The following is a 6,144-nucleotide window of genomic DNA, read 5'->3' as shown; positions in this document are numbered from 1 at the left end:
GATAAAATAATTGATGATAACGACAGGACAGGATTAGGTAATCCCAATCCAAATTTTTACGGCTCTTTCTTCGATAAATTTTCTTACAAAAGATTTTCTTTAAATACTGTTTTTACTTTTACAACAGGCAACAAAATTTTTAATTATACCCGTGCACAGTTAGAAGGCATGAGCAATGCATACAATCAAACTGATAATGTATTAAACAGGTGGAGAACAAACGGGCAAATTACAAATACCCCCAAAGCAACCTGGGGCGACCCAATGGGTAACAGCCGTTTCAGCAGCCGGTGGATTGAAGATGGGGCATACCTTCGGTTAAGAGCGGTAACATTATCTTATGATGTGCCCTTTAAACCAGGCTTTTTTAAATATGCAACAGTATATGCAACCGGTAATAATTTAATTACATTAACTAATTACAAAGGATACGATCCGGAGTTTAGTGCAACCGAAAGTATTTTTGGCCAGGGGGTTGATAATACTTTGGAACCACAATTCAGGTCCGTACAAATTGGGGTTAGGGTAGGCTTATAAAAATAATTCAGTTATAAATATTTTAGAAATGAAATTCAGTTATAAAATAAAATTTACTTTTTTTGCAGCGGTTGTTGTTCTAACAACTTCTTCCTGCAAAAAATTGATTGAGGTAGAACCTAAAACAACGGTAAGCGCCGCAAACATGTACCGCAATGTTTTTGATGCCGATGCTGCAGTAATTGGTATATATGGTAAAGTAATGAAATTAGCAAAGCCCTATTTACTGTTAAATGAATTGCGTGGCGATTTGATGGATATTACTGCTAACGCCGATGTTAACCTGCGGCAATTAAGTGAACATACTGCAACAGTAAATAACCCATACATAGATCCGCAACCATTTTACGAAGTAATAATAAACTGTAATGATGTACTGGCCAATTTTAAAAACATGTATGCAGCAAGTAAATTAAAGCAAGAAGAATTTAATCAACGCTATTCCGATGTGGGAGCAATACGCAGCTGGGTGTATTTGCAATTAGGGATCCATTACGGTAACATACCTTATGTAACTAATCCTGTGGTGCAGGTAAATGATTTAAAAATTGCAGCTAATTTTCCCATGTTATCATTGCCGGTTTTAATTGATTCACTTACTGCATTTACAGAAACTTTACCTTATACCGAAGATTATCCGGTTGGTACAACATTGCTTACTACCGTTGATGGGTACAGTACACAAAAATTTTTCATTAATAAAAATATTTTATTAGGTGATTTGTATTTGTGGAAAGGACAGTATGATAAAGCAGCCGACCGGTATAAAAGAGTTATGGATATTTTTGGGCCTGTTACTACCGGTGTGGGGGAGCAGTTTTTTAATCAGTACCGCATTTCAAGTTTTTCGAATTCAAGTATCACGTATGCAAGAATTTTAGATTTCTCTTCTTTAACCTATACACCCGGCTGGAGGTATTTATTTGAAAGGCCACAGGCAGATAATGAGTTTAACTGGGAGATGATCTGGAGTTTACCGTTTGATAAAAATTTTGCACCAGAAAATCCCTATATAGATTTATTTTCTCCTAATGGCGGAAGTTATTTGGTGCAACCTGCACAGCAGGCTATTGATAACTGGAACAGCCAAACGCAGGTATATACCTTTGCAGCCAATACTGCAACGGCAGCCGAAGTGCTGAGAGATAATTTCCCTTTTGATTCAAGGGGTACATTGACCTACCGCCTGATAAATGGCAAACCGGTAATTATGAAATACCTTTTTAATTATCTTGGTACAAATAATTTACCCATCAATACTTTTAGTAAACCCGGCAAATGGTTTTTAACAAGGGCAGCAACTTTACATTTACATTATGCAGAAGCGGCTAACCGTGCAGGCAAATACAGGCTGGCACATGCAATTGTAAATAAGGGTATTAATTATCACTACGATCCTTTACCCGGTGGCAGCAGGATAGGCGATGTAACCAACATGCAGCAAACATTTTTACCATGGCCTTACGATTTCGATGCAAGAGAAGGTGACGGCCCTGCATTTAGAAATACCTGGTATAGAAATGTTGGTATAAGGGGAAGAGCAGGTCTTAAACCTGTAACATTACCCACAACTGATAGTGTAACCAATGTAGAAAACATGATTATTGCAGAGGATGCATTGGAACTGGCATACGAAGGGCAACGCTGGAGCGATTTATTAAGAGTTGCTATCCGTCAAAATAATCCGGCATTTATTGCAGATAAAGTATATGATAAATTGCGTAAGTCTGGTTTATCTGCAGCCGCAGCAAATGCAGCAAGAACAAAGCTGATGAACAAAGATTGGTTTTTGCCTTTTAAATTTAATTAAGAAAAGCCACCTGATTTTTTAGAGTGCATGTTTTAAAACATGCACTTTTTGTTTTTTATATTGTTGCGGATCAATGCTGCAAATACAAACTGTTTATTAATACAATACAGGACGACATGCTCAAATACAGGATACAGCAGGATAGAGCAGGATGATAAAAATGCTGTTTTTTATAATTTAGTTGGTATATTTTTTTTGTATGCGTAAATAAAATAGGGTGTTTAAAAATGTTATTACGCAAACGATTGCACACTTTAATTTAATACCCACAAACCAAAACACTAATTTTAGATTTCTATTTTTTATTTATTTAAAAAATAAGTGCTGCTATTTTTAACCTAATTAACGATGCTATTATGAACAAAAAACTGCTTAGTAAGAATTTTGCTATTCTGCTACTTTTTCTAATTTTTTCTTTCACAATTAAAGCACAAAGTTTTTCAGTTACCGGTAAGGTTACTGACGAAACTGGTAAGGCTTTAGAAGGGGCAACTGTGCTGGAAAAAGGCACAAAAAAATCAACTGTTACCAGTCTGGATGGGACATTTCAATTAAATGTTTCTTCTGGTAAAGCAAAATTGGTAATTAGTTTTGTTGGTCACGAGCTGCAGGAAATTGCTGTTGGCAATAAAACGCAGTTATCTATAACGCTAAATTCAGCAAACGAAAATTTAACTGATGTTGTAGTAATAGGTTACGCCACTGTAAAAAAGAAAGATGTAACCGGTTCAGTTGCCGGCATTAACCAGAAAGACATCAGATCCCGTCCGGTAGATAATGCTGTACAGGCAATGCAGGGTAAAATTGCCGGCGTTGATATTTCTTCTAATGAACGTCCGGGAACAGTACCAACGATCAACATTCGTGGGGTACGTTCTTTAACGGCATCTAATTCTCCTTTATTTGTTGTGGATGGAATTCCTTTGATTACCGGGGGAATTGAAAATATTAACCCAAATGATATTGAAACAATAGATGTGTTAAAAGATGCATCTGCAACTGCTATTTATGGTTCCCGTGGTGCTAATGGGGTTGTTATTGTTACCACTAAACAAGGTAAAGCTGGTAAAGTAGCCCTAAATTTTAATCATTCCGTTACTTTAGACAACTTAGTTGATAGCAGAAAAATGTTCAATGCAAGTGAATATATTACTTTCAAACGTTGGGGCTACTATTATGCTGGGTTAAACCCGGCAACTGGTGTCAGCAGTAATCCAAGAGGAGACCAGCCAAATATCAATACTGACAGAACTCTTTTTGCTGCAACAGCAGATCCATTTGCCTGGGCTAATATAAACCAGGGTTGGGCTTCAGGAACTTGGGATGGTTCAAAAGTTCAAACCACAGATTGGAGAGGTAAGGTTAAAGAACAATCAATAACCACAAACAATACAATAAGTGTAAGCGGCGGATCAGATAGAGTTAAAGCCTATGGTTCTTTCGGCTACTTAAACAATGGCGGGGTGGTTAAAGGCCAGTCCTTTGAAAGGTATACTGCAAAAGCAAATGTTGATTTTACAGCCACCCAATGGCTGTCTTTTGGAAGTAACATAACTACCAGCTACCAGAAGCAGCAGTTTGGACAATCCAATGCAGGTGTTGCTACAATTGGTAATCCTGCCGGAGGTTTATATGAATCAGCAAGATCCATTTTTCCCTATGCAGTTCCATACGATTCAGCAGGAAACAGGATCTTATTTCCTGGGGGTGATAATGCAATTAAGAACATAATTGATGAGGAAAAATATAATATTGATGAAAGGATAACCTCAAGAATATTTGGAAGTTTATATACACAAGTGAATTTTGGTAATATTCTTTCTGTTTTAAAAGGGCTAAAATACAGGCTCAATTTCGGACCGGACATTTCTTATTACCGTGATGGTATTTATGTAGATGCGAATTCAGTAGCCAATGGTGGCAGCACGAGTTTTGCTTCTCTTACAAATAACAAAACAGCCTCTTACACTTTAGATCACCTGTTATACTATGATAAAGCCATAGGCGATCATACATTTGGATTGACCATGCTGTACAGTGCAACCTCCTATAAACAAGAAACAAGCTTTATATCTGGTAATGGCGTGCCTCAGTCTTCTCAATTATGGTATGCTTTATCCACAGGTACTGTAACGGGAGCCATCAGTACCAAGGGCAATTTGATTGAACAGCAACTTTTGTCTTATATGGGAAGAATTAATTACGGCTTCAAAGACAAATACCTGTTAACCGCTTCTGCACGTCGTGATGGTTCATCAGTTTTTGCAGAAGGCAAAAAATATGAATGGTTCCCTTCAGCAGCAATAGCCTGGAGGATCAACAAGGAAAATTTTATGAATGTAAAATGGGTTAATGAGTTAAAATTAAGAGTTGGTGCAGGTGTAACGGGTAATTCAGCAGTAGATCCATATAAAACACAGGGTGCCATAACCCCTCTCTTCTATCCTTTTTATACAACAAGCACTGCTGGGGCCATACCAAGCCTTGAAATGGCAAATTTGAATTTGGGATGGGAAAGAACGGCCCAGTATAACCTAGGTGTTGATTTTAGCCTTTTCAAAAGCAGGATATCGGGAAGTGTTGATGTATACAAATCAAAAACAACAAACCTTTTGTTGAAGAGAGCCATTCCATCTGTTACTGGATATACTTCAACTTTTGATAATGTTGGTGAGACGGGAAACAATGGTATTGATATTACAGTTACAACAGTTAATATCAAACAAAAAGATCTGACATGGTCAACTACGTTAAACGCAGCATGGCAAAAAGATCATATTGAAAAGCTGCCAAACGGAAATGACATTAATAACCTTTGGTTCCTTAATCAGCCAAACGGAGTTATTTATGGTTATAAAACATTAGGACTTTGGCAGGCTGGCAATAAAGCAGAATATGACCAATTTAATGCAAATGGTCACAAATTTTATCCCGGCAATGTGAAGGTGGCAGATCTTAACGGGGATAATAAAATAGATGCCAACAATGACCGTCAGATTATAGGATGGACAAGACCCCGCTGGGTAATCGGTATGACGAATACGGTGAATTACAAAAACTTTGACCTGTCTATTTTCATGTATGGACGACTGAATTACCTGTACGATTTTGGTGGAGAGGGACAGCCTGCCCGTGGTGTACAAAGAACGATCAATTATTATACAGAAAACAATACCAATGCAGATTTTCAAAAGCCGATATTCAATGCCGGTGGTGCACCAGGTGATCCATATTACCAGGCATTAGGATACAGCAAAGCTTCTTTTATTAAAATCAGGAACATTTCTTTGGGATATAATGTTACGGGTAAAATGCTGGGTATGTCCAATCTCAGGGCTTACTTGCAGGTACAAAATCCGGGGATGTTGTACTCTAAGTTAAAGTTCATTGATATGGATGTGGTGGGAGCTACATGGAACAGGGGATTCACATTAGGTTTGAATGCAACATTTTAAAAACAACTAATTCGAATGATATGAATAATTATAAAAACTTTTCAAAAATATTACTTGCAGCAGCTGTCATTTTAATTACATTCTCCTGCAAAAAAAGCTTTCTAGATGAAACGCTTAAAACCTCAAGAGGTAATGAATTTTATAAAACAGATGCAGGTATTTTGCAATTAGCAGCAGGGGGATATTACCAGGTATTTGTAGGCCCTACAAACGGAGAGTGGTGGTATTGCCAAAGCCAATATGGTACGGATGAATTTAAAGTGGGTGGAGATCCATCTAATTCACCCTGGAATAATTATGATGCTACTCTTGCTCCCGGCCTTACAACTAGTGGTAATTTGC

General features: G+C 37.5%; 2 protein-coding genes and 2 pseudogenes. All 4 read left to right on the top strand.

Annotated features, from left to right (window positions below; all coding sequences use genetic code 11):
- A pseudogene (locus tag ACY65O_RS02550) lies at positions 1-537 on the top strand (SusC/RagA family TonB-linked outer membrane protein); the annotation flags it as partial.
- 28 nt (positions 538-565) lie between these two features.
- A complete protein-coding gene (locus tag ACY65O_RS02545; protein WP_462219283.1) occupies positions 566-2,347 on the top strand; it encodes a RagB/SusD family nutrient uptake outer membrane protein in 1,782 nt (593 codons plus the stop codon).
- 356 nt (positions 2,348-2,703) lie between these two features.
- On the top strand, positions 2,704-5,802 hold the full coding sequence (locus ACY65O_RS02540; protein ID WP_462219282.1) for a SusC/RagA family TonB-linked outer membrane protein: 3,099 nt from the start codon (positions 2,704-2,706) through the stop codon (positions 5,800-5,802).
- 20 nt (positions 5,803-5,822) lie between these two features.
- A pseudogene (locus ACY65O_RS02535) lies at positions 5,823-6,144 on the top strand (RagB/SusD family nutrient uptake outer membrane protein); the annotation flags it as partial.

This window comes from Ferruginibacter sp. (assembly GCF_031430955.1).
Lineage (GTDB): Bacteria > Bacteroidota > Bacteroidia > Chitinophagales > Chitinophagaceae > Ferruginibacter.
Note: the sequence above shows the minus strand (reverse complement) of the source record. Positions and strands in the feature narration are given on the sequence as shown.

Coding starts and splice junctions, on each gene's coding strand:
- ACY65O_RS02545 (WP_462219283.1), top strand. CDS start 566: ATGAAATTCAGTTATAAAATAAAATTTACTTTTTTTGCAGCGGTTGTT.
- ACY65O_RS02540 (WP_462219282.1), top strand. CDS start 2,704: ATGAACAAAAAACTGCTTAGTAAGAATTTTGCTATTCTGCTACTTTTT.